This window comes from Mesorhizobium sp. M5C.F.Cr.IN.023.01.1.1 (assembly GCF_003997585.1).
In the GTDB taxonomy this organism is placed as follows: domain Bacteria; phylum Pseudomonadota; class Alphaproteobacteria; order Rhizobiales; family Rhizobiaceae; genus Mesorhizobium; species Mesorhizobium wenxiniae.
On sequence record NZ_RZSU01000030.1, the window covers coordinates 20,059 to 42,001 of the forward strand.

The following is a 21,943-nucleotide window of genomic DNA, read 5'->3' on the forward strand; positions in this document are numbered from 1 at the left end:
GAGAATAGATATGAACGCTGCCATCCGTCTCCCGGTCGAGCAGGCCTATGCCTCTGAATTGCAGGCGCTGGCGCGCGGTGACGACAGGCAAAAGCCTGCCGGCTGGAGCCTCTCGCCACAGGCGGTGCTGACCTATCTGCTGGGCGGGAAGGCCGGCGACGGCACGCCGGTAACGCCAAAATATGTCGGTCGCCGCCGATTGATGGAGACCGCGGTGGCAACGCTCGCCACCGACCGCGCGCTGTTGCTGCTCGGCGTTCCCGGAACGGCCAAGTCCTGGGTGTCTGAACATCTCGCCGCCGCCATCATGGGTGACTCCACGCTGATCGTGCAGTGCACGGCCGGCACCGACGAGAACCAGATCCGCTATGGCTGGAACTATGCGCAACTTCTGGCAAAGGGCCCGAGCCAGGAAGCATTGGTGCCGACGCCGCTCTACCGCGCCATGCAGACCGGCAAGCTCTGCCGGCTCGAGGAACTGACGCGCATGGGGTCGGATGTGCAGGACACGCTGATCACCGTGCTTTCAGAGAAGATGATGCCGATCCCGGAATTGAACACATCGATCTATGCCCAGCGCGGCTTCAACATCATCGCCACGGCAAACAACCGGGACAAAGGTGTCAATGAACTCTCCTCGGCGCTCAAGCGTCGCTTCAATGTCGTCGTTCTGCCCTTGCCGGAAGACATGGCTGAAGAGGTGGCGATCGTCTCCAAACGGGTCGATGAGATGGCCGGCGGGCTCGACCTGCCGGTGCCGAAAAATGTCGGCGAGGAGATAGCCCGGGTATTGACCATCTTCCGTGAATTGCGGTCCGGTGCGACCGCCGACGGCAAGGTGACGCTGAAGACGCCCTCGGGCTCGCTGTCGACCGCCGAGGCGATCGCGACGATGGTTGGCGGCCTGAGCCAGGCGGCGTGGTTCGACAGCGGCAAGCTCGGCGCCGAAGGTCTCGCCGCCAGCCTTGTCGGCGCGATCGTGAAAGACCCGGTACAGGACAAGGCAGTGCTTGAGGAATATCTGGAAACAGTGCTCAAGAAGCGGCCTGACTATGCCGGCTACTATGCGGCCTTGAACGCAGCGATCTGACGCGCCATGGGGCACAGCGACGTCGCTTATTTCGGTATACGCCATCACGGGCCGGGTTCCGCCGACAGCCTGGTGCAGGCATTGCAGGATTTGCAGCCGGTCGCCGTGCTGATCGAGGGGCCGATCGATGCCTCCGCGCTACTGCCGTTGCTGGCCCGCCCGGAGATGCAGCCGCCGGTAGCATTGCTTTGCTATCCGGAGGAGGATCCGGCTTCGACAAGCTTCTGGCCCTTCGCCGAGTTCTCGCCCGAATATCAGGCGGTTCTTTGGGCAGTGGACAACAAGGCGGCGTTGCGCTTCATCGACCTGCCGTCGTCGGCGCGCTTCTCGGCAGCGGCGGTCCACGGCGCGGAAAAGGTCGATGCTGGCGAAGCGAAGGAAGCAAGCGAGCATGATGACGTGGCTCCGCATCGGCGTGATCCGATAGGCACGCTGGCGCGCGCCGCCGGCTATGAGGATGGCGAGAGCTGGTGGTCGGACATCATCGAGCAGAACCCGGAACCAGGCCCCATATTCGCCGCCATCTCCGACGCGATGATGACGCTAAGGGATGGTGAAGGCTCGATCGCGCAGTTCGAGGCCCAGCGCGAAGCGCATATGCGGTTCGAAATCGCGGCGGCGCGCAAGGAATTCGACGGACCTATCGCCGTCGTCTGCGGGGCGTGGCATGTGCCGGCACTGCAGGCGACACACACGCAGAAAAACGATCAAGCCCTGCTTAAGGGGATTGCGAGGCGCAAGAGCACGATGACATGGGCGCCGTGGACGGGACCGCGTCTGGCGCTGGGCTACGGCTATGGCGCGGGCGTCGTCGCACCCGGCTGGTGCAAGCATCTCTGGCGCACGCGCGGCCGGCGCGATGCAGCAACCTTGTGGCTTGCAATGATTGCAGCGGTGCTGCGGGTGAAGGGTCACCTGGTCTCGACCGCTGCGCTGATCGAAGCGGAGCGGCTCGCCCGCACGCTCGCCGCGATTCGCGAGCGGCCGAAACCCGGGTTTGAGGAATTGCGCGACGCCGCAATTGCGGCTCTGTTCAATGGCGAAGCGTTGCTGTGGGCCCTGGTCGAGGCCGAGCTGCTTCTGGGTGCGGACGTCGGCGAAATTCCACCCGACACGCCGTTGGCGCCGTTGATCGATGATCTGCAGCGCAACCAGAAGGCGGCGCGGCTGAAGCCTGAAGCGCTGGAGCGGGAACTATCCGTAGACCTGCGAAGCGACAGCGGGCTGTTTCGCTCGACATTGCTGCATCGGCTGAACGTGCTTGGTGTGCATTGGGGCAAGTTGACGGACGCCGGTCGTAGCCGCGGCACCTTTCGTGAGCGGTGGATCCTGTCCTGGGAGCCGGAATATGCCGTTCGCCTGGTGGAGAACCTGATTTACGGGCCGACCATCGAAAAAGCTGCCAACGGCCGCCTGATCCAGATGATCGAAGCCGCAGCGACCCTCGATACGCTTGCGGCACTGGTGCAGGGCGCCATCACGGCAGGCCTGTCGGAAGCATCGACTGCAGGTCTCGCGGCATTGGAGGCCCGAGCGGCGCGCAGCAGCGAATGCCTGGAGATCCTGGCGTCGATGCCGCCGCTCGCCGACATCATCCGCTACGGCGAGGCCCGCAAAACGGAAACGAACCGGCTGTCCGGCCTCATGGAGCGGCTGATCGTCGAAGCTGCGATCGCGCTTCCCTATGCGGCACGCGATCTGGACGAGCAGGCCGCCGCGACGCTGGTTGGCGCGATGCGCAAGGCCGATGAAGCGATCAGGCTGGTCGAGCCCGGGCAAGACGTGCTGAACCGATGGCGCAACGGGCTGGCTGCCGTGCTGGAGGGTTCGCGGTCGACGGCGCTGCTGGCCGGATGCGCCGCGCACCTGCTCTACGAAGCCGGCCGGCTGTCCGCCGAAGCCGCGGCCGGGCTGCTCGGGCGACGCCTGTCGCCGGGCACCCCGGTCGCTGAAGCGGCAGGGTTCTTCGAGGGCTTCTTCAGCACAGCCGGTCAACGGCTGATCTATGATGAAGGTCTGCGCGGCGCTGTGGATTCCTGGCTTAAATCGCTCGACGAAGATGCTTTCATCGCGCACCTGCCGTTGCTGCGCCGCGTCTTTTCCAATCTGGACAGCATGGAGCGCCGGCGGCTGATCGAGGCAGTTCTCGGCCGCGCCGCGCGCTTGCCGGCCGGCCTGACGCCGACACCGGATGGCGGCGAGGCGTGGCGCCGACACCTGGAGCTGCTTGGACCATTGCTCACGGGAGGAAACGGCAATGGATGACGAGGGCGAAATGAACGAGGCCGGCCCACTCACAGCCGATGGCGGCAGGGAGCGCCGCTGGCGCCTGGCGATCGGCGCCGCCGATGAGGCATCGCCGTCGCTTTCCAGCGACGACAAACGGCTTTCGGCGGCGCTCGATGCTCTCTACGGCGACGGCGACAGCGCCGCAGCCAGCGACCCGCGCAAGCGGCGCGGCGGACTCGGCCGCTCGGCGCCGCGCGTTGCACAGTGGATGGGCGACATTCGCTCCTTCTTTCCCGCGCAGGTCGTTCAGATCGTCCAGAAGGACGCTTTCGAACGGCTGGACCTGAAGCAGATGCTGATGGAGCCGGAATTCCTCAAAGCGATCGAGGCCGACGTCAACCTCGTTGCCGACCTGATTTCGCTGCGCTCGGTCATGCCGGCCAAGACCAAGGACATCGCCCGCACGATCATCGCCGATATCGTTGCCAAGCTGATGCAAAGGCTGGAGCAGAAAACCGCCGAGGCGATACGCGGCGCACTCGACCGATCGAGGCGCACCAACCGCCCGCGTGCACGCGATATCGACTGGCAGCGCACCATCTCGGCGAACCTTCGCCACTACCAGCCCGAGCATAAGACTATCGTGCCGGAGAAGCTGGTTGGTTTCATGCGCAAGCAGCGCCGGCTGGTCGATCTCGACGAAGTTGTTCTCTGCGTCGACCAGTCCGGCTCGATGGCAAGCTCGGTCATCTACGCCTCGATCTTCGCAGCGGTGATGGCCTCGCTGCCGGTTGTGCGCACCAAGCTCGTCTGTTTCGATACGGCCATCGTCGACCTTACCGAAGAACTCAGCGATCCCGTCGAAGTGCTGTTCGGCGTGCAGCTTGGCGGCGGTACCGACATCAACCAGGCCGTCGCCTACTGCGCCGACCGTATCGAGCGGCCAACCAAGTCGCATCTGGTGCTAATCACCGACCTTTATGAGGGCGGCAATGGCCAGGAGTTGCTGCGGCGGCTGGCGGCGCTGGTTCGATCCGGCGTCAATGTCGTCGTGCTTCTGGCGCTGACCGACCAGGGCCGGCCCGGCTATGACCCCGCCATGGCAGGTTCGGTTGCGGCACTTGGCATTCCGGTCTTCGCCTGCACGCCGGATCTGTTTCCGGACATGATGGCGGCGGCATTGCGCCGAGAGGATATCGGCGCCTGGGCGGCGGGAGCCGACATCAAATTGGTTCGCGCCGATGGCGAGGCGCCTAGGGCGGACGAGTGAGCCCCATGTCACAAAAGATTGCCGAGCTCCTGTCGCGGCTCGAAAAGCGGCTGGACAGGTCAGCGATGGTTTCGGCCAACGATGCCGGACCACGCTACCAGGAAGACCCCGACGGCAAGACCGGCGCACCGCCGGAGTTCGTACTGCGTCCGCGCACTGCCGGCGAGGTGTCGGACATACTGCGCCTGTGCAACGACGCCCGGCAGAGGCTTGTCGTCCAGGGCGGCCGGACCGGGCTTGCCGGTGCGGCTCGCATCCAGCCCGGCGAAGCGGTGCTGTCGCTGGAGCGCATGACGGCGATCGCGGCTCCCGACCGCGAGGCGGCGGCGATCGTCGCCGAGGCCGGCGCGCCGCTGCAAATGGTGCAGGACGCGGCCGATGCGGCCGGCTTGCTGTTGGGCGTCGACATCGGCGCGCGCGGTACGGCCACGGTCGGCGGCAATGTCGCCACCAATGCCGGCGGTATCCGGGTGCTGCGCTACGGCATGTACCGCGCGCAGGTGCTCGGCCTGGAAGCGGTGCTTGCCGACGGCAGCATTCTTACCTCGCTCAAGGGCTTGCCCAAGGACAATTCCGGTTACGACCTCAACCAGCTCTTCATCGGCAGCGAAGGCACGCTTGGCGTCGTCACGCGTGCCTGCCTGCGGCTGCACCCGAAGCCGTCCACAGAGGTCAACGCCTTCTGCGCGCTTGCTTCGCTCGACGCGGCGATCGCGCTGCTCGGCCTGCTCAGGCAGAGGCTTGGACCCCTGCTCTCGGCCTATGAAGTGAATTTCGCACCGCTCTACGGCGCCATGGTCGCCGGCATGGACGCGCCGGCGCCGCTGCCCGTCGGCTCGCCGGTCTATGTGCTCGCCGAGATACAGGGCAGCGAGCCCGACCGCGACGGCGAACGTTTTGCCGCTGTGCTGATGCAGGCGGTCGAGGACGGCGTGATCGACGACGTGGTGGTCTCGCAGTCGCCGCGCGAATTCCGCGCGCTCTGGGCGGTGCGAGAGGACGCCAATCGCTTCCTGTTTTCGATAAAAGGCCTGATCGGCGTCGACATCAGCATCCCGTTGGCGCGGATGGGGCCTTTCCTGAAAGAAGCGGAAGCTGCGATCCAGGCCATCGACCGCAACGCTGACATCTATGTCTTTGGCCACCTCGGCGATGGCAATCTGCATTATCAGGTGCGCACCATGGATCCGGCGGCCGCATACGACGTCGTCTATCGGGGCGTGGCTGCGGCCGGCGGCGGCGTCTCGGCCGAGCATGGCATCGGCCTCGATAAGAAGGAATGGCTGCACCTGGTGCGCAGCGATGCCGAGATCGCCGCCATGCGGCGCTTGAAAGCGGCCTTCGACCCGAACAATATCCTCAATGCCGGGCGGGTCTTCGATCTCGCGCCGGCGGCCAGCATACGTGACGTGCCGCCCCAATGAGGCTGGAATCGAAGGTCGGTAGCGCCGGCCGGGCGCTGAGTCTATCTGCCCACTTGCCTCAACCGCGCATGCGCCACCGCAATACGGGCGGCAAGCGCGGCGTTGCTGCGGACCAGCGCGATATTGGCCTTCAGGCTGCGACCCTGCGAAAGCTCATTGATGCGGGCGAGCAGGAACGGCGTCAGCTCCTTGCGGCCGATGCCGCGTCCTTCGGCTTCCGCCACCGCTGCCGTGATCGTGCCGTCGATGAAGGCCGGATCGAGCGCATCCACTTCCGGAATTGGATTGGCGACAAGGATGCCGGTGCCCGAGCCGATCTGCTCGTGCACCAGCATGGCCTGCGCTATGTCCTCGGGCGTATCGAGGCGGTGATCGGCTTTCAGTCCGCTGGAGCGCGTATAGAAGGCCGGAAAATCGTCGCTCTGATAGGCGATCACCGGCACGCGCTGGGTCTCCAGATATTCCAGCGTCTTTGCAATATCGAGGATCGATTTTACGCCGGCGCAGACGACGGTCGTGCCGGTCTGGCCGAGTTCGGTCAGGTCGGCCGAGATATCAAAAGTGGCCTCGGCGCCACGATGCACGCCGCCGACGCCGCCGGTCGCGAAAATGCCGATGCCGGCGAGTGCAGCGATCCGCATCGTCGCCGAGACCGTGGTTCCGGCCGAGCCGCCGCCCACCATGATGGCGGCGAGGTCGCGCCCGGATGCCTTGACCACGTCTTTTGCCGCTGCCAGCTGCTCCAACTCACGATCGTCAAGCCCGACCTTGATCTTGCCGGCGACCACCGCGATCGTGGCGGGCACCGCACCGTTCTCGCGCACCACGGTTTCGACGCCGCGCGCGGTCTCCAGATTGGCCGGATAGGGCATGCCGTGGGTGATGATCGTCGATTCCAGTGCCACCACTGCGCGGTCTTCTTGAAGTGCTGCCGCGACTTCGCTGTTCAGGTGGAGAAGTGAAGGTTTCATCGTCGTCTCGCTTTCAGGGTCGTCTCGCTTTCAGGCGGGAATGCGGTACATGCCGGCAGTGAGGAAGCGCGGCGACAGATCTGGATGAACGCTGGATTCGCTCTCGGTGGTCAGCGTGGCGAGCAGTGCGCCAGTGCGCGCCGCGTGAGGCACGGGATCGCCCGAAAGCACCTTGTACATCGTGCCGGCAATCATGGCGTCGCCGGCGCCGGTGATGTCGACGGCGCGGGCCGGGACGGAACGCATCGTCGCCACGCCGCTTTCGGTCGCCACCGCAAATCCATGCGCACCCATGGTCACGATCACCTCGCTGGCGCCGGCCGCGCGCAGCGCCCTCGCTGCCTCGTTCGGCTTCAGCCGCTTGTCGGCATCGGTGATGCCAAGCATCATGTTGGCCTCGTCGTGGTTGGTGAACAAGAGGTCGATGCCGGTCAGGTCCTTCGGAAGGCGCGCCGATTTCGGCGACGACACCGTGTCGACGGCGAGCTTGAAGCGCGCGCCCTGCTTGCGCGACATCAGCGCGGCGATCGTTGCGGCCGGCAGGTTGCAGTCGATGAACACCCATGTCGCCGAAGCAAGATGCGGCCAGAAACGGTCGAGATAGGACGGCGAAAACAGATCGAAAATCTCCATGTCAGCGATGCCGAGGACGAGATCGTTGTTGAGATCGAGGATGGCCGCATATTCCGCCGTCGGCCGCTCCGTGGTGGTGATGACCTGGCTGACGTCAGCGCCGAGATCGCGCAGATGCCGCACCAGCGAGCGGCCGGTTTCATCATCGCCGACAATCGAGACGAAGCTTACGTCGACGCCGAGGCGGACAAGGTTCTCGGCGACGTTGCGGGCGACGCCGCCGAAGCTGCGATAACCGTCGACCGGGTTCGACGTCTCGAAGATCAGATCCTTCTTGGCGTGGTACTTACGGTCCAGAACCGCGCCGCCGATGCAGATCATGCGTTTCGAGGCCGGCAAGACATAGCCGCGGCCGAGAATGTAGCCCTTGTTGACGAGCTGCACGATGTGGGCCGCTACGGTCGAGCGGGCAATGCCGAGCACGCTCGCAATGTCCTGCTGGCCGGCGAAAGGGTTCGCCGCGATGAGGTCCAGCACTGCTTGTTCCTGTGATCCAAGATTGTCCATCGTCTCACCCGGCCGTCCAATTTATGGCGAGCATTGATCAACAACAGACGATCTTGTCAACATTTGTTTGGAGCGAGTGAAGGTCCGTCAAATGCTGGTACTGGTCGACGCTTGGCGCCGCATCACATTACTTATTGCCGACGGCAAGAACTTTGAAAGCAAGCGGATGAGCGAACAGGCGTTGATGTCGGAGTTGGAGCGGTTGGTTTCCGAGGACCGAAACCCGAAGACGATGGATATCGACCTGCTGCCGACCATCGAGATCCTGCGCAAGATCAATGACGAGGACAGCGGCGTTCCGGCCGCTGTCGAGAAAGTCATTCCGGAAATCGCTGCCGCGGTAGACCGGATCGTTAGTGCGTTTCAAAAAGGCGCGCGGCTTGTCTACATCGGCGCCGGCACGAGCGGCCGGTTGGGAGTTCTCGACGCCTCGGAGTGTCCACCGACATTCGGTGTGCCCGAGGACATGGTGCTCGGCCTGATCGCGGGCGGCCCCAAAGCGTTGATGCAGGCTGCGGAAGGCGCCGAGGATGATCCGCAACAAGGCATGAATGCATTGCAGGACATCAAGTTGACCGCCGACGATGTGGTGGTCGGCATCGCGGTCAGCGGCCGCACGCCCTATGTGATCGGCGGTTTGACCTACGCAAAGCAGGTGGGAGCGACGACAGTGGCGCTCTCTTGTAATCCCAGATCGACCATTGCCGGCATTGCCGACATTGCCATCTCTCCGCTTGTCGGCCCCGAAGTTCTCGCCGGCTCGACCCGGCTGAAGTCGGGAACCGCGCAGAAGCTGGTTCTCAACATGCTGACAACAGCCAGCATGATCCGGATCGGCAAGAGCTATCAGAACCTGATGGTCGACCTTCATCCCCGCAACAAGAAACTCGTCGCCAGGGCGGTTGGGATCGTGATGCAGACCACCGGCTGCACAGCGCAGCAGGCACGACGGGCGCTCGACCAGACCGGCAAAGACGTGAAGCTGGCGATCCTGGTGACAATCACCGGCATGAGCGTCGAAGAGGCGCGTAAGGCGCTCGACAATGCGGGAGGATTCCTGCGAAAGGCGATAGGCGAAAAGCCCGTATGAGGATGAGGGCTGGCGGCGGCCGGCTGTGCCGGGACGGTCGGGCATACCGCTTTACCGGCATCGGCTGTGGATCGACCTCGACAAAGGCAATGCATGGACCTTGCTCGCCAAACGGATCCATCCGACACATCATTCAACAGCGGAATCGCTTCGCCAATCGGTCGGCGCTCGCCAATGGAGCCTAACAAACATGATAGCGAAAAGTGGCCAGCCAATCTGGGCCGTCGGCCTGATGACCGGCACCGTCCTCGACGGCAATATCGACGTCGCGCTGATCAAGACCGATGGCGAGCGGATCGCGGATTTCGGCACCTACACGCTGGCGCCCTACCCTCAGTCGATCCGGACCCTGCTGGAAGAGACGCTGGATCGGGCTAGGGCATGGAATTTCACCGGACCGGAGCCGGCGATTTTTCGAGAGGCCGAAGAGGCGCTGACGCGCGCCCAGTCAGCAGCCGTCAAGGACCTTGTCGAAGGTTACGGGCTGACGATGGCCGATATCGGGGTCGTCGGCTTCCATGGCCAGACCGTGCTGCATCGTGCGCCGCAAGTCGGCCGGCTCGGCCAGACCCGCCAGCTCGGCGATGGCGAGTTGATGCATGCCATCCTGGATACCAAAATTGCCTACGACTTCCGCTCGGCCGACATAGGCGCCGGCGGGCAAGGGGCGCCGCTGTCCGCGGGCTATCACGCCGCGCTGCTACGCGATGCCGACGCCAGCGGCGACACGGCCGTTCTCAATCTCGGCGGCGTCGCCAACGTCACGTGGTGGGATGGCAAGGACAATGTCGTTGCCTTCGACACCGGACCGGCCAATGCGCCGTTGAACGATTTCATCAAGTCCAAAGGGCTCGGCGAAATGGACCGCGACGGCGCGCTGGCCCGCGCCGGCACTGTCGACGAAGCCCGGCTGGCCAAGCTCTTGCAGCATCCCTATCTGGCCAAGCCCTATCCAAAGTCGCTGGACCGGTTCGATTTCGGCGCAGCCATGGCGGACGGGATGAACGCTGAGGATGGCGCTGCACTGCTGACGGCCTTCACCGCCGCCGCCGTCGGCAAAGCGCTCGACCTCTTGCCGCACCGGCCGAAGCGGCTGGTGGTCAGCGGTGGCGGCCGCCACAACCCGACGATCATGGCCATGCTCGCCAGCCGTGCCGGTGTCGAAGCCGTGCCGGCGGAGGCGCTCGGCTGGAAGGGTGACGCGGTGGAGGCGGAATGCTTTGCCTTCCTTGCGGTTCGCGTGCTCAGGGGCCTGCCGATCAGCTTCCCGACCACCACCGGTGTGCCACAGCCGATGCGCGGCGGACGCCTCGCCGGCTAATCAAGCCGACAATTCTTCTGCAGGAAGACGCGGCTGCGGCCGACGGGAAGATCGGGAAGCACGCCGAAAGACCGATAACCCCCGACGCTCATAGACCTTGACCGCCTGGGGATTGAACGTCTCGATCAGCCGCGTGGCTCCGCGACTGCACGGACCGCGGCGAACGCCACACCGCCGCTGAGGCCGCGACCAGCATGAGCAACGCTGCGACCACGGCCGATGCCGCAAAACCAAAGCTGGAATAAAGCGGTCCGAAGGCCGTGGTGCCGACAAACACCGCGAGATAGGTCACCGCGCTGTTCAGACCCATGATCGTGCCGCGCCGCGCCGGATCGAGCGCCGAGAGGCGCATCACCAGGACGTTCAGTCCAAAATGATTGGCAAGACCCCAGGCCGCCACCATCGCGATGGTCAGGCCGAAGCTGCCGCTTGCCGCGGCAAGCGCGACATAGACGACCGCGACGAGAAGATAGGCGAACGGCATGACGCGTCGCGCTCCCAGGCGATCGATCACGCCGTCGAGAAGTGCCGCCATGCCGAAGCCGGCGCCATAGGCGAGCGCGGCCAAGCCGTTGGCACTGACCGGCCGTCCCAAGCCATTGTGAAGGTGATCGCCGAGATAGCCGTATACACCGTAGAAGGCGGTCATGAAGGCGCCGCAGGCGATCAGGAGCGGCGCTATGCCGGGAACGGCCAAAGCGCCGAGCGGCGTCGGCGCCGGGCCGCTTTTCCTGACGTCGCTCAACGACGTCAGCGTAAGACCGGTCAATGCGAGCGCGGCAAGCACCGCGACCGCCGCAAAAACGGCGCGCCAATGCACGAGGTCGGCAATTACTGCCGACAACGCGACACCAGCGACCATGCTCAGGGTCCAGCCGGTCAGCACGACGCCGATGGTCCCGCTTTCGCGACCAGGCGGCGCGATCACGGCGGCGCTGGCATAGATTGCCGGCATGGCGACGCCGGCAGCTAAGCCGGCGAGAAGCTGGGCTGCAACCAGCGTCGTTACCGTCGGCGCGGCGGCGCTGGCGAGAAGCGCTATCGCCAGCAGCAGCAACGCCCCTTGCAGCATGCGGCGGGCGCCAAGCCGGTCGATATAGCGCGCCAGGAACAGGGCGCTTGCGGATGTCCCGAGGCCGAACGCGGCGGACGCGATCATGACGGCCGGCACGCTCGTCGCAAACGACGCGGCCACTGCCGGTGCTATCGGACCGAGAACCAGCGAGTTGGAGCCGATCACCGCGATGCATCCGGTGAGGAGATAGGCGAGCGCCGGGATAGGCGGCCTTGCCATCAAAGTTGCGACTTGATCACTGTTCGACATACGTCGATAATGGCCGTATTAAATTCTGCATCAATAAGGAATTTCGATATGGACGAAGAAACAGATGGCATTCCGCAGAACAGGCCTGCCGCCCGCGATGTCGACGCAACCGACCGAAAAATATTAGGCGTTCTGGTCGACCACGCCACGATCAGCTATGCCGAGCTCGGCGACCGCGTCGGCCTGTCACCACCGGCAGCCCATGAACGGGTGAAGCGGCTTCGGCGCAGCGGCGCCATCCGCAACACCGCGGCAATCATCGATCCCAAGGCGGTGCGCAAGCCGCTGCTCGCTTTTGTGCACATCGACACCAAGGGGTGGGGAAAGACCCCTGAACTGATGGCGATTTCCGAACACCCCGAAGTCGAGGAGATTCATTCGGTGGCCGGCGACACATGCATGCTGATCAAGGTCCGCACCGAGGACACACGGGCACTCGAAGGTCTGCTGTCGCGTCTTTACGAAACGCCTGGCGTCACCTCGACGCGAAGCTACGTGGTTCTGTCGACTTATCTGGAGCGGCCGGTGCAGCCCGGGATCACGACCGACTGGCCGACGCCCCGGCACATGGCCAAGCCGCTGTATTAGCCGGAGCGCGCGAGTCGGGACGGTGTGCGCTAGTCGGACGTCTCAACCAAGCTCCAAGGTCGTTATCGCAAAGACGCCGGACTGCATGAGCTGCGGCGCTTTTCCCTTGTACATTCGAGCCGTTTCGAAGCCCGGTTGAAGGCCGGCGGACGACAGCAAATCTGCAAATTGCCCGCTGGTCTCGGGAACGTCGAGATGGACATTTCCGGGTCCCGAGGCGTTGGCGAACGCCGCGAAAAGTCGAGTTGCCGCGTCCAGGCTGTTGGAAAAGAGCGGACCGATCTTGCAACCGTCCCGGCATCGGCGCGCGACGCCATATCCCTCGATCGTGCCATCCCTAACGATCGCAAGCGCCATGTGAGGCGGGCGCAGCCAGTGGTCCAGGAAGGATCGCCTCGAAGCCGGAAAGAATCGGCGGTCATAGTCCAGGACATCCGCGATGAGTTCCGGGCCTATGACGCAAACGCCGCTGTCGACTTCTGCCGGACCGTTCGGCGACCCGACGAACCGGATCGTCCGGTAGACCGGCGCAAAACCCATGCTGCGGTAGTTGGCCTGCTGTTCGACGACACCATCGAGGCCGATCGTGCGGTCGCCGAGCCGCGCCATGCCGGCATCCCAGACCGCCTTGCCATGGCCCTCACCGCGCCTGTCCGGCCGACAGATGTAGAGGCCGATGAAGCCGAAATCGTCGCCATAGGCGACGGCCGAAATACCGGCCACCATCTCGCCATCGACAAAGGCGCCGATGAAGCCCTCTGGATCCGCCGCCTGGAACGCCACGGCATCGACAAGGCCGGGATTCCAGCCCTCCGCTGCCGCCCAGTCGACAAGGATTTCCACGTCTTCAAGTGCGAGCGTTCTGATCGTTCGGCGCATTGCGATCACTCGGCGGCAACTATACCGGGGGCGAAGGATTTCAATGCGCCACGATAAGGCTTTGCCAGCGGGTTTGCATAGGCGCCGCGCTTGGACGTTGACAGGCCAAGCGCGATGAGTGCCTCGGCCTGCTTGACCGCGGCGCCGACGCCGTCGATGACCGGAACGCCGAATTCCCGCTGCAGCTCGGCGGCGAGGTCGGCCATGCCGGCACAGCCGAGCACGATGGCCTCGGCGCGATCCTCCTCGAGCGCGCGCGCGATCTCGCCGCGCAGTTTCAGGATCGCGTCCGATGCCGGGTCTTCGAGGGCAAGAACCGGGATATCGGCGGCGCGCACGCGCGCCCGCCCGGCCATGCCATAGCGCTGCACCAGCCCTTCGACCGGCACCCGCGAGCGCTCGGTCGTGGTGACGACGGTGAAGCGCTGCGCGATGAACGAGGCCGTGCTGAGCGCTGTCTCGCAAATGCCGACGACCGGAATGTTGGCCATAGCGCGCGCAGCATCCAAGCCCGTATCGTCAAAACAGGCGATGACCGCGGCCTGCGCGCCCGACCGTTCGCCCGCGGCGATCTCGACCAGCAGGCCCGGCACGGCGAGCGCCTCGTCATAATAGCCTTCGATCGAAACCGGACCCATCGTCGAGGTGACGGCGACGATGTCCGTACCGGCGCCGGCAACCAACCGCGCCGCCGCTGCAATGGTTTCGGTCATGCTGGCGGTGGTGTTCGGATTGGCAACGAGGATTTGCATCGAGGATCTCATGCACGCGCCCGGCGGCGACCGACATAGACGATTGCGCCGAGCGTCAGCAGGATCACCAGGAAGGAAAAGACGGTGGTCACGGTACCCAGCGCATAGAGCACCGGCGTCGTCACATTCGTCGTCATGCCGTAGATTTCGAGCGGCAACGTGTTGAACGTGCCCGAGGTCATCAGCGTGCGGGCGAACTCGTCATAGGACAGGGTGAAACCGAACAGGCCGACGCCGATCAGGCTAGGCGCGATCATCGGCAGAACGACATGCGCGAAGGTCTGCCAGGACGACGCTCCGAGATCACGCGCGGCTTCCTCATAGGCCGGCGAGAACCGGTTGAAGACGGCGAACATGATCAGCACGCCGAAGGGCAAGGTCCATGTCAGATGCGCGCCGAAGGCAGACGTGTACCAGGCGGGGCGGAAGCCGACCTGCTGGAAGACGACGCCAATGCCGAGCGAGATGATGATCGACGGCACGACCAGGCTGGCGACCGCCAGATAGAACAATGCGGTGGCGCCGCGAAATTTCTGGCGGAAGGCAAGACCGGCAAGCAGCGACACGCCGACGGTCACGATCATCACCATCACGCTAAGAACGAAGGAACGTTTGAAACTGCCGCCGAAATCGCCGACCGCCTGCCGCTCGAACAGGTTGGCGAACCAGTGCAGCGACACGCCGTTCAGCGGAAAGGTCAGCCCGCCATTCTCGCCCTGGAAGGACAGGATCAGGATCGCCGAAAGCGGGCCGTAGAGAAACAGCACGAAAAGGACGAAGAAGGCCGCCAGCACGTAGAATTCGAGGGTGCGCTTATCCCGGCTCATCGCCTCACAGCTCCTTGCGGATGTCGACGATGCGCAGGATGCCGGCGACCATCAAGAGCACCAGCACCAGGAGCACGACCGCATTGGCGGCCGCTGCCGGATATTGCAGCAGCGACATCTGGTTCTTCATCATCAGCGCGACGGAGGCGCTCTGCCCGCCGGACATCACCTGCACCGTCGAAAAGTCGGCCATCACCAGCGTGACGACGAAGATGGTGCCGATCGCCATGCCGGGCTTGGCAAGCGGAATGATGACGTTCCACAGGACCTGCCAGCCGGAAGCGCCGGCGTCACGCGCGGCCTCGATCAGCGCCTTGTCGATGCGCATCAGCGTGTTGAAGATCGGCGTCACCATGAACAGCGTGTAGAGGTGCACCATGGCCAGCACCACGGCGAATTCCGAATAGAGCAGCCACTCGATCGGCTTCGGGATCAGTCCGATCTGCACCAGCGTCGAGTTGACCAGGCCATTGCGGCCAAGCACCGGAATCCACGAGATCATCCGGATGATGTTGGAGGTCAGGAACGGCACGGTGCAGACAAGGAACAGCACCATCTGCATGGCGGTGGTCCTGATATGGAAGGCGAGGAAATAGGCGACCCAGAAGCCGATAAGCAGCGTCAGCGCCCAGACGATGGCGGCGTATTTCAGCGTGTTCAGATAGGTTTTCCAGGTGACCCAGGAGCCGAGCGTGTCGGAATAGTTGGTGGTCAGCAAATCCGGGTACATCGCCGCGAAGTCGTAGTCCCAGAAAGAGACCACCGCGATCATCAGGATCGGCAGCAAAAGGAATGCGCCGAGGATCAGCGCCAGCGGTGTCGCCTGGAGATAGGGGACGAAGCGAGCAAGAGACAGGCGGCGTCTGGCCGGCTCTGCGGACTTAACGTGAGTGGATTGTTCGAGCGCTAGGGTCATCAACATCTCGGTCTAGGTCGGCGACGCGACTGAGGCTGCGTTCCCTTCTCCCCTTGTGGAGAAGGTGGCCGAGCGAAGCTCGGTCGGATGAGGGGTGCTCCAGCTTGGCCCGACGGCGATCCGTCCGACACCCCTCAACCGTCTTGGCGCTGCGCGCCAATCCACCTTCTCCACAAGGGGAGAAGGGGAAGAGGTTGCACTACGCCGCGATGAATTCGTTCCAGCGCCTCACCATGTAGCGGTCCTCGTCCATGACCGAGTTCCAGCAAGCGACCTTGCCCATGCGCTCGACGAAGGAGCCGCCGTCGCGCACGGCGCCCGCCTTCTCCATGACCTTGCCGTCCGGCGCCATGATGTCACCCTTTGCCGGCCTACCGTCGACCCAGTAGCCCCATTCGTCCTCGGACATGAACTGCTTGGCCGTATCCATAGCGGCCGAGTAGTAGCCCTGGCGGTTGAGGTAGGCGCCGACCCAGCCGGACAGGTACCAGTTGATATATTCGTAGGCAGCGTCGAGTTCGGCGCCCTTGAGATGCGCTGCAAGGCCAAGGCCGCCGCCCCATGAGCGGTAGCCTTCCTTGAGCGGCTGGTACTTGCAGGCGATGCCCTTGGAGCGGACCGCAGCGACGGCCGGCGACCACATCGACTGGATGACCACTTCTCCCGATGCCATCAGGTTGACGCTCTCGTCGAATGATTTCCAGAACGCACGGAACTGGCCGTCCTGCTTGGCCTTGATCAGGAAGTCGATCGTCTTGTCGATCTCCTCTTTGGTCATGTTGCCCTTGTCGGCATATTTGATGTTGCCCATGGCTTCCATGATCATCGCCGCATCCATGATGCCGATCGACGGAATGTTGAGGATGGCAGCCTTGCCCTTGAAGGCGGGATCCATGATGTCGGCCCAGGTGGTGATGTCGCCGCCGACAAGGTCGGGGCGGATGCCGAGCGTATCGGCATTGTAGATGGTCGGAACCATCGTCATCCACTGCGTCGGTTGCTTGGCGAAAGTCTTGGCTTCCTGCGCCTCGACGAAGCCGACCGTATGCGGCGCGGTGCCCTGGGCAATGACGCTGTCGGGCGTCAGCTTGCCGGTGATGAAGAGCGGTACGATCTTGTCGTAATATTTCAGCTTCTTGACATCCATCGGCTGCATCACGCCGGACGGATACACCTTCTTGGCGATCCAGTATTCGATGTCGGCGATGTCGTAGCTGTCCGGCTGGGTCACCGCGCGCTGGGCGGCGGCATCGGAATCGGTCGCCGTCATCTCCAGCGTGATGCCGAGATCGGCCTTGCACTTGTCGGCGATGGCGTTGAGGTTGGACACGCCGGTGCCGAACTGGCGCAGCGTGATCGGGTTCTGCGCCCAGATCGTCGGGAACCCGGTGATCACGCCGGAGCCGGCGGCAAGACCGACGGCGGCGGCACCTGTCTTGAGCAGCGAGCGGCGGGAAATTCCTGTCTTCTTGTCGGTGGTGTTGGTCATGTCAGTTCCCCTTTTTGATTGGTTGTTCTGGTTCAGGAATCGAGACGGCCAAGGACGATCGCGTCCTCGGTGTCCCAGGCGATCGGCGCGGCGTCGCCGACGGCCACCGGCTTGGCGAAGAAGCTGGTGTCGTCGACGATCACGGTAAAATCCTCGATGCCGGCGCCATTGACCGAGAGCTTCACGGTCGAGCCGCGGTACTCGATATTGGAGACGATGCCGGTGAAGCCCAGCCCCGTGGCCGGCGGGTCGCCTATCCGCACATGATCGGTGCGAATGGCGATATCGATCGGCTCGCCGATCACCCTGCCCTGCCCGCTGGCCGCAAGCGGGCCGCCACCCGGCACATCGAAAACAACCATGCCATCGCGACTGCCGGTGACGCGGCCGGAGACGACGTTGTGATCGCCCATGAAGCGGGCGACGAACGCGGTGGCTGGTCGCTCGAAGACGGTGCGCGGATGCGCCGCCTGCTCGATGCGGCCGTCATTCATAACCACGATGAGGTCGGCGAGCGCCATCGCCTCCTCCTGGCTGTGGGTGACGTGGACGAAGGTGATGCCGAGCGACGTCTGCAGCTTCTTCAGTTCCGCCCGCATCCGAATCTTCAGGAACGGATCGAGTGCCGAGAGCGGTTCGTCGAGCAGCAGCGCCTCGGGGTCGGTGATCAGCGCGCGGGCCAGAGCGACCCGCTGCTGCTGTCCGCCCGAAAGCTGCGCCGGGCGGCGGCCGGCATAGGCTTCCATCTGCATCAGCTTCAGCATGACGAGCGCCTTGGCGCGGCGCTCCTCCTTGCCGACACCTTTCATCTTGAGGCTGAACGCAACATTGTCGATCAGGTCGAGATGCGGAAACAGCGCGTAGGACTGGAACATCATGGCTGTGCCGCGCTTGGCCGGCGGCAGGTGGGTGACCACTGTGTTGCCGAGACGCACGTCGCCACTCGATATGCTTTCGTGCCCGGCAATCATGCGCAGCGTCGACGTCTTGCCGCAGCCGGACGGCCCGAGCAGGCAGCAATAGGTTCCCGCGGGAATTTTCAGGCTGATATCTTCGACGGCAGTCGTAGCGCCATAGATCTTCGAAACGGACACGATGTCAATTTCGGCGGCTTTAGACATCGAGCTTCCTCTCTAAATCAACTTAAGCAATGCATCATGCATGCCAGTTGCCCTGCATGGGCCTCAAAGGACTGATTTCTTGTGTAAATCGGGACTAGATCCGGCCGCCCCGCCGAAACGGCACGATTGTGCTATGCACAAATTATAGGCGATAGAAGGCGATTCTAGCAAAAATCGTATGCAATCTTTTCTGGCATCGTATTCACTTTGGCCCTCTGCAACCGGCCCGATTCAGGGTAGAAAGGTGAAGGGACTACCATCATGAATATAGCCGACCAGACTTTCCCTGCTGTCGACAGTGCCAACGAGGATCGCGCCCAGGCGATCCGCGACCAGTTGCGCGACGCGATCGTCGATCGCCGGCTGGCGCCCGGAACCAAGCTGTCGGAAGGCGAGGTCGGCACTCTGTTCGATGTCAGCCGCACCGTGGCGCGCGCAGCACTGCAGATGCTCTCCTTCGAAGGCTTGGTTCGGACCGAGCGCAATCGCGGCGCTTTCGTCGCCAATCCGTCGCCGGAGGAAGCGCGTCAGGTCTTCGCTTCCCGCCGGCTGATCGAGCCCGGTATAGCGATCGCCGCCGCCGGGCGGATGACGCCGGCGCATGTCGCTGCCTTCAAGGCGCAGCTCGATGAAGAGGGCCGCTTCATTGCCGAACGCGGACCAAATGCAAGACGCTCGGAAATCAAAGCTTCGGGCGATTTTCACCTGCTGCTGGCTTCGGTTGCCGGAAACGCGATCCTCCAGCGCTTCATGGAAGAACTGGTGGCGCGGTCATCGCTGGTGATCGCACTCTATGGCCGCTCGGGCGTGTCGAGCTGCGGTCATAGCGAACACATGAATATCCTCGAGGCGCTGGAAAATGGCAATTCCGAACGCGCCAGCGCACTGATGCTGCACCACATCGACCATATCGAGGCCGACCTGGATCTGCGCGTCAGGAGCGGTCCGGCGCTCAGGCAGGCGCTCGAATTCTGACGCTCATTTCGACCGGAGGGACGCGAAAACCGCGCCCCTCAAAGCCGCTCGGCCCGGATCTTCAGGATCTGGTACAGCAAATCGCGGATGCGCCGCAGCCTCATCGACAATTTCCGGCTCATCTGCATTCCAGTTCTGTTTGCCGACCGCCTGCGTTGATCGCCTCACTCAGAAGGTCTGGGCCGCCATGGCCAATCCAACCAGCGAGGTGGCGAGCCCTGCGGTGCGGACCGTCATCGGCCAACGGGCGAGCTTGAAGACGGATGACGCCCCGATCGCATGCAGCATCGACGTGCCGAGCATGAAACCAGCGGCGTAGGCGATGCCGCCGGCGCTCTCGGGAATCTCGAGGCCGTGGGCATTGCCGTGAAAGAGGCCGAACAGGGCCGTCAACGCCGCGGCGGCGGCCAGCGGCAGCGGCCTGGCAAGGCCGACAATGGCGCCGAAGACCACCAGCGACAGCGCGATGCCAGTTTCAAGCGAAGGCAGGCTGATGCCCGCCATGCCGAGCAAGGCTCCGGCGACCATGGCTGAGACGAAGAAAAGCGGCACAAGGACAAAGCTGCGGCCACCAGAGCGGGCGCCAATCATGCCGACCGCGACCATGGCCAGCAGATGGTCCATGCCAAGGAGCGGATGTTCAAGCCCGGCGAAAAAGCCATGGACGTGAGCGCCGCCGCTATGGGCAAACGCCAGCGACGGCGTGAGGGCGGCGAGAGCTGAAAGGATGCCAAGTCTTGCAAATGTTTTCATGGTTGTACCTGTTCGATGAGAGTGACGGGTTCTGATTTCAGTGCCCGGGAACGGTGAATCGCGAAGCGGCGGAACGGTCCGCGAGAGCGCGCGCCGCGGCGAAGCCGAGGGGCTTTTGCTCACTGCCATCGTGATAGATGAAAGCGAGGCGGCGGCGGTGCGATGTCAGGCGCGCCGGCAACGGGTGATAGGCGACGCCGGTGCCACCGACGAGCGGCATAACCGCGCCGACATCGACCAGATCCTCGGTCTCGACGCGAAGCAGATGAAGCCGCACGCCGTCCGCCCCCTCGCCGACAAAGGGTATACCGGCCAGGCGCAGAAAGCTGGATGGGTCCGGCGCCCGCGCAAAGCCTTCGAGGAAGGCGGTTTCAACAAGGTCGAGGTCGACCGCCGCTGGATCGGCCGGCGGCTCGTGAGCCTGGTCCGGCAGATGCGGCGTCTGCCATTGCAGCGGCTTGCCCGTGGGCCCGTTGTGGCCGAGGGCGTGCGGATGGTCATGGCCGTGCGGCCCATGATGCTGATGGCCATCGCCATGATCGTGACTGTGGTGGTGATCATCGTGCATGGTCAAAAACTCACCGGTTTGTCGATGATCGATTTATGCTTGCCGAGATTGCCGTGGGCGACCATCGAGCCGAGCGCTTCGACGACGACACGCACACCGAACAGCGCCGTGATGTCCGACGTGTCGTAAGGCGGCGAAACCTCGACCACTTCCAGCCCGCAAATGCCTGGAGCCGTCACCAGCCCAAGCAGCTTGAGCGCCTCGCGCGGCAGGAAGCCGCCCGGCTCAGGCCAGCCCGTGCCGGGCACGAAACCGCAATCGAGGCTGTCGACGTCGAAAGAGATGTAGACGGCGTCGGTGTCCTTCCATGCGAGTTCGAGCGCGACTTCCGCCGCCTTCTCGAGGCCCATCTGCTCGATGTCGGCAATGGTGAGCACGTTGGTGCCGCGCTTCCTCGCTTCGGCGACGCCGTAGCGGGGGACCTGCCAACCACCGATGCCGAGCTGCACGAGATTGGTCGCCGAGACATTCGGCAGGTTGGTCGCCCAATACCACGGCGTGGTGTGCATGCGCTCGTCGAGATCCTTTTCCTGAATGTCGATATGGCGATCGAAATGGATGATGCCGATGCGCTTCGAGGTCACGTCGGCAATGCCGCGCACGCAAGGGAACCCGATCGAATGGTCGCCGCCCAGCATGATCGGCAGCGCGCCGGACGAGGCGACATGGCTGACGCCCTTGGTGATCTGGTCGAAGCTCTTTTCGAGGTTGGCGGGAATGGTGAAGACGTCGCCGGCGTCGCACAGCGTCATCTGCTCGCGCAGGTCGACGCCGAGCTCGTAATTGTACGGCGTGTAGAGCGCCGAGATGCGGCGAATGCCTTGCGGGCCGAAGCGGGTTCCCGGCCGGTAGGTGGTGCCGCTGTCGAAAGGAATGCCGATGACGGCTGCATCGTATTTGCCGACATCGCGAACGTTCTCGACATAGGGCGCCTTGAGGAAGGTGTTGATGCCGGCGAAATGCGGCAGCTCGCCGCGCGCGAATGTCGGGATCGACCTGTCGACGATCGACTCCGATCCCGGCAGGCCCATGTCGAGCGCCCATTGCTGCTCCTTGCGCCAGCCGCTTTCCGACAGCTTGCCCTCGGCCTCGATCGACTTCCAACCCTGCGTGCCGCGGGCGTCGAAATCGGGGTGGTGAAAGCGTTCCCTGGACTCACGGGCGACGAGCCCTGCGCGGCGGTGGCTGCGTTCGGGGATATTTCTGGACATTCACG

Annotated in this window: 19 protein-coding genes and 1 pseudogene; 8 read left to right on the top strand and 12 right to left on the bottom strand. The window is 64.0% G+C overall.

Going from position 1 to position 21,943, the window contains the following annotated elements:
* The first annotated feature begins 10 nt into the window (after positions 1-10).
* Genes EOA78_RS14590 through EOA78_RS14605 form a run of 4 tightly spaced genes read left to right on the top strand, consistent with a single transcriptional unit; the run spans position 11 to position 6,013 of the window.
* On the top strand, positions 11-1,090 hold the full coding sequence (locus tag EOA78_RS14590; protein ID WP_077381511.1) for an AAA family ATPase: 1,080 nt from the start codon (positions 11-13) through the stop codon (positions 1,088-1,090).
* Between the two features lie 6 nt (positions 1,091-1,096).
* On the top strand, positions 1,097-3,355 hold the full coding sequence (locus EOA78_RS14595; RefSeq protein WP_127315738.1) for a DUF5682 family protein: 2,259 nt from the start codon (positions 1,097-1,099) through the stop codon (positions 3,353-3,355).
* Positions 3,348-4,589, top strand: coding sequence for a VWA domain-containing protein (locus EOA78_RS14600; RefSeq protein ID WP_127315739.1), 1,242 nt, complete (start codon positions 3,348-3,350; stop codon positions 4,587-4,589). The genes EOA78_RS14595 and EOA78_RS14600 overlap by 8 nt, the downstream gene beginning before the upstream one ends.
* 5 nt (positions 4,590-4,594) lie before the next feature.
* Entirely contained in the window at positions 4,595-6,013 is a 1,419-nt protein-coding gene (locus EOA78_RS14605) for an FAD-binding oxidoreductase (RefSeq protein WP_127315740.1), read from the top strand.
* Between the two features lie 41 nt (positions 6,014-6,054).
* Here the strand turns inward: EOA78_RS14605 and EOA78_RS14610 are convergent, their stop codons facing one another.
* Together EOA78_RS14610 and EOA78_RS14615 are read right to left on the bottom strand one after the other, a co-directional pair.
* On the bottom strand, positions 6,055-6,984 hold the full coding sequence (locus EOA78_RS14610) for a pseudouridine-5'-phosphate glycosidase (RefSeq protein WP_127315741.1): 930 nt from the start codon (positions 6,982-6,984) through the stop codon (positions 6,055-6,057).
* 30 nt (positions 6,985-7,014) lie between these two features.
* On the bottom strand, positions 7,015-8,094 hold the full coding sequence (locus EOA78_RS14615; protein ID WP_245477502.1) for a carbohydrate kinase: 1,080 nt from the start codon (positions 8,092-8,094) through the stop codon (positions 7,015-7,017).
* Positions 8,095-8,290: 196 nt separating this feature from the next.
* Here EOA78_RS14615 and murQ point away from each other — a divergent pair, with 196 nt between their 5' ends.
* Positions 8,291-9,214, top strand: a complete 924-nt coding sequence (gene murQ, locus EOA78_RS14620; protein ID WP_127315777.1) for an N-acetylmuramic acid 6-phosphate etherase — start codon at positions 8,291-8,293, stop codon at positions 9,212-9,214.
* Between the two features lie 190 nt (positions 9,215-9,404).
* Positions 9,405-10,535, top strand: a complete 1,131-nt coding sequence (locus EOA78_RS14625) for an anhydro-N-acetylmuramic acid kinase (protein ID WP_127315743.1) — start codon at positions 9,405-9,407, stop codon at positions 10,533-10,535.
* An 88-nt stretch (positions 10,536-10,623) separates the two neighbouring features.
* Here EOA78_RS14625 and EOA78_RS14630 read toward each other — a convergent pair whose 3' ends face one another.
* Positions 10,624-11,859 (bottom strand): MFS transporter, encoded by a 1,236-nt coding sequence (locus tag EOA78_RS14630; protein ID WP_127315744.1) that lies wholly within the window; start codon positions 11,857-11,859, stop codon positions 10,624-10,626.
* A gap of 48 nt (positions 11,860-11,907) precedes the next feature.
* Between EOA78_RS14630 and EOA78_RS14635 the strand changes: the two genes are divergently transcribed.
* The gene (locus tag EOA78_RS14635; RefSeq protein WP_127315745.1) at positions 11,908-12,447 is read left to right on the top strand and encodes an Lrp/AsnC family transcriptional regulator; all 540 of its coding nucleotides are present in this window, start codon (positions 11,908-11,910) and stop codon (positions 12,445-12,447) included.
* Positions 12,448-12,489: 42 nt separating this feature from the next.
* Here the strand turns inward: EOA78_RS14635 and EOA78_RS14640 are convergent, their stop codons facing one another.
* From EOA78_RS14640 to EOA78_RS14665, 6 genes and pseudogenes are all read right to left on the bottom strand, one after another.
* Entirely contained in the window at positions 12,490-13,326 is an 837-nt protein-coding gene (locus EOA78_RS14640; RefSeq protein WP_127315746.1) for a GNAT family N-acetyltransferase, read from the bottom strand.
* Positions 13,327-13,331: 5 nt separating this feature from the next.
* Positions 13,332-14,078, bottom strand: coding sequence for an aspartate/glutamate racemase family protein (locus tag EOA78_RS14645; protein WP_127315747.1), 747 nt, complete (start codon positions 14,076-14,078; stop codon positions 13,332-13,334).
* A gap of 8 nt (positions 14,079-14,086) precedes the next feature.
* A complete protein-coding gene (locus tag EOA78_RS14650) occupies positions 14,087-14,905 on the bottom strand; it encodes an ABC transporter permease (RefSeq protein WP_127315748.1) in 819 nt (272 codons plus the stop codon).
* A 4-nt stretch (positions 14,906-14,909) separates the two neighbouring features.
* A pseudogene (locus EOA78_RS14655) lies at positions 14,910-15,743 on the bottom strand (ABC transporter permease); the annotation flags it as partial.
* A gap of 277 nt (positions 15,744-16,020) precedes the next feature.
* Positions 16,021-17,310, bottom strand: a complete 1,290-nt coding sequence (locus EOA78_RS14660; protein WP_127315750.1) for a PotD/PotF family extracellular solute-binding protein — start codon at positions 17,308-17,310, stop codon at positions 16,021-16,023.
* Positions 17,311-17,342: 32 nt separating this feature from the next.
* The gene (locus tag EOA78_RS14665) at positions 17,343-18,431 is read right to left on the bottom strand and encodes an ABC transporter ATP-binding protein (RefSeq protein WP_127315751.1); all 1,089 of its coding nucleotides are present in this window, start codon (positions 18,429-18,431) and stop codon (positions 17,343-17,345) included.
* Positions 18,432-18,692: 261 nt separating this feature from the next.
* On the opposite strand from EOA78_RS14665, the gene EOA78_RS14670 reads away from it, so the two are divergent.
* Entirely contained in the window at positions 18,693-19,406 is a 714-nt protein-coding gene (locus EOA78_RS14670; RefSeq protein WP_127315752.1) for a GntR family transcriptional regulator, read from the top strand.
* A 168-nt stretch (positions 19,407-19,574) separates the two neighbouring features.
* Here the strand turns inward: EOA78_RS14670 and EOA78_RS14675 are convergent, their stop codons facing one another.
* Genes EOA78_RS14675 through EOA78_RS14685 form a run of 3 tightly spaced genes read right to left on the bottom strand, consistent with a single transcriptional unit; the run spans position 19,575 to position 21,938 of the window.
* On the bottom strand, positions 19,575-20,159 hold the full coding sequence (locus EOA78_RS14675) for a HupE/UreJ family protein (RefSeq protein ID WP_127315753.1): 585 nt from the start codon (positions 20,157-20,159) through the stop codon (positions 19,575-19,577).
* A 37-nt stretch (positions 20,160-20,196) separates the two neighbouring features.
* The gene (locus EOA78_RS14680) at positions 20,197-20,727 is read right to left on the bottom strand and encodes a hypothetical protein (protein ID WP_127315754.1); all 531 of its coding nucleotides are present in this window, start codon (positions 20,725-20,727) and stop codon (positions 20,197-20,199) included.
* Positions 20,728-20,729: 2 nt separating this feature from the next.
* Positions 20,730-21,938 (bottom strand): agmatinase family protein, encoded by a 1,209-nt coding sequence (locus tag EOA78_RS14685; protein WP_127315755.1) that lies wholly within the window; start codon positions 21,936-21,938, stop codon positions 20,730-20,732.
* Between the last annotated feature and the right edge of the window lie 5 nt (positions 21,939-21,943).

Excerpts from the sequence above, each read along its gene's own strand:
- EOA78_RS14600 (WP_127315739.1), top strand. The coding sequence starts at position 3,348 with ATGGATGACGAGGGCGAAATGAACGAGGCCGGCCCACTCACAGCCGAT.
- EOA78_RS14605 (WP_127315740.1), top strand. The coding sequence starts at position 4,595 with ATGTCACAAAAGATTGCCGAGCTCCTGTCGCGGCTCGAAAAGCGGCTG.
- EOA78_RS14595 (WP_127315738.1), top strand. The coding sequence starts at position 1,097 with ATGGGGCACAGCGACGTCGCTTATTTCGGTATACGCCATCACGGGCCG.
- EOA78_RS14650 (WP_127315748.1), bottom strand. The coding sequence starts at position 14,905 with ATGAGCCGGGATAAGCGCACCCTCGAATTCTACGTGCTGGCGGCCTTC.
- EOA78_RS14675 (WP_127315753.1), bottom strand. The coding sequence starts at position 20,159 with ATGAAAACATTTGCAAGACTTGGCATCCTTTCAGCTCTCGCCGCCCTC.
- EOA78_RS14635 (WP_127315745.1), top strand. The coding sequence starts at position 11,908 with ATGGACGAAGAAACAGATGGCATTCCGCAGAACAGGCCTGCCGCCCGC.
- EOA78_RS14640 (WP_127315746.1), bottom strand. The coding sequence starts at position 13,326 with ATGCGCCGAACGATCAGAACGCTCGCACTTGAAGACGTGGAAATCCTT.
- EOA78_RS14670 (WP_127315752.1), top strand. The coding sequence starts at position 18,693 with ATGAATATAGCCGACCAGACTTTCCCTGCTGTCGACAGTGCCAACGAG.
- EOA78_RS14680 (WP_127315754.1), bottom strand. The coding sequence starts at position 20,727 with ATGCACGATGATCACCACCACAGTCACGATCATGGCGATGGCCATCAG.
- EOA78_RS14685 (WP_127315755.1), bottom strand. The coding sequence starts at position 21,938 with ATGTCCAGAAATATCCCCGAACGCAGCCACCGCCGCGCAGGGCTCGTC.
- EOA78_RS14660 (WP_127315750.1), bottom strand. The coding sequence starts at position 17,310 with ATGACCAACACCACCGACAAGAAGACAGGAATTTCCCGCCGCTCGCTG.
- EOA78_RS14665 (WP_127315751.1), bottom strand. The coding sequence starts at position 18,431 with ATGTCTAAAGCCGCCGAAATTGACATCGTGTCCGTTTCGAAGATCTAT.
- murQ (WP_127315777.1), top strand. The coding sequence starts at position 8,291 with ATGAGCGAACAGGCGTTGATGTCGGAGTTGGAGCGGTTGGTTTCCGAG.
- EOA78_RS14645 (WP_127315747.1), bottom strand. The coding sequence starts at position 14,078 with ATGCAAATCCTCGTTGCCAATCCGAACACCACCGCCAGCATGACCGAA.
- EOA78_RS14630 (WP_127315744.1), bottom strand. The coding sequence starts at position 11,859 with ATGTCGAACAGTGATCAAGTCGCAACTTTGATGGCAAGGCCGCCTATC.
- EOA78_RS14590 (WP_077381511.1), top strand. The coding sequence starts at position 11 with ATGAACGCTGCCATCCGTCTCCCGGTCGAGCAGGCCTATGCCTCTGAA.
- EOA78_RS14625 (WP_127315743.1), top strand. The coding sequence starts at position 9,405 with ATGATAGCGAAAAGTGGCCAGCCAATCTGGGCCGTCGGCCTGATGACC.
- EOA78_RS14610 (WP_127315741.1), bottom strand. The coding sequence starts at position 6,984 with ATGAAACCTTCACTTCTCCACCTGAACAGCGAAGTCGCGGCAGCACTT.